The organism is Xanthomarina sp. F1114, from assembly GCF_026410255.1.
In the GTDB taxonomy this organism is placed as follows: Bacteria; Bacteroidota; Bacteroidia; order Flavobacteriales; family Flavobacteriaceae; genus Xanthomarina.
The window spans coordinates 1-627 of record NZ_JAPMLL010000037.1 but is presented as its reverse complement, the minus strand read 5'-3'; the positions used below and the strand labels follow the sequence as shown (position 1 = coordinate 627).

Here is a 627-nt window from a genome sequence, read left to right as displayed (position 1 = left end):
CGTAATGGAGTTGAATTTAAAGTGTCATCATCCTCTGGGATTGATTTATTAAACCCAAATAATGCAAATGCTTATCTAGAAAATAAAATCAAAATATTTAAGCTTATCGATGGTAATATTGTTGAGATATTTAATGAAAATGCTGATCTCCAAAGAGATTTTAAAATTGTATCACCAGAAGATTCTGGAAGTGAAGAATATTTTATTAGAATTTTTTTAAATAGTTCTATCTTAGAGAATGCCATTACCTATATAGAATGGAACGACACAGATACAGATACGATTAGAGCTAATTTCCGTTCGGGTGACAATTATTTGCTTATAACTAAAGCTTGGTATAATAATGCGCAAATATTTGATGCAGACAATATTCCTGAAACATTACCTGTAATTATAAAAGATTAAAGAAATTAATTACTTAAAAGCAACATATTAATTGAGCCATTCTTTTTTGGAATGGCTTTTTTATTGTCAAAATCTCCCTGTCATCCTGAGCTTGTAGAAGAGTCTTTTTAAAACTCCTTTATAAATAAACCAATTACGGAAAACCCGTAACAGCTTTAGCAACTTTTCGAAGAACTGCATAAATTTCTTACAAAACCTGGAATAAACCGTTTTTTTTTTTTT

The 627-nt window shown here is 29.0% G+C and carries 1 protein-coding gene; it reads left to right on the top strand.

What is annotated here, in order from left to right:
- On the top strand, positions 1 to 405 hold a 405-nt coding region (locus OS188_RS14700; RefSeq protein ID WP_267149607.1), incomplete at its 5' end, for a hypothetical protein.
- Positions 406 to 627: the final 222 nt, after the last annotated feature.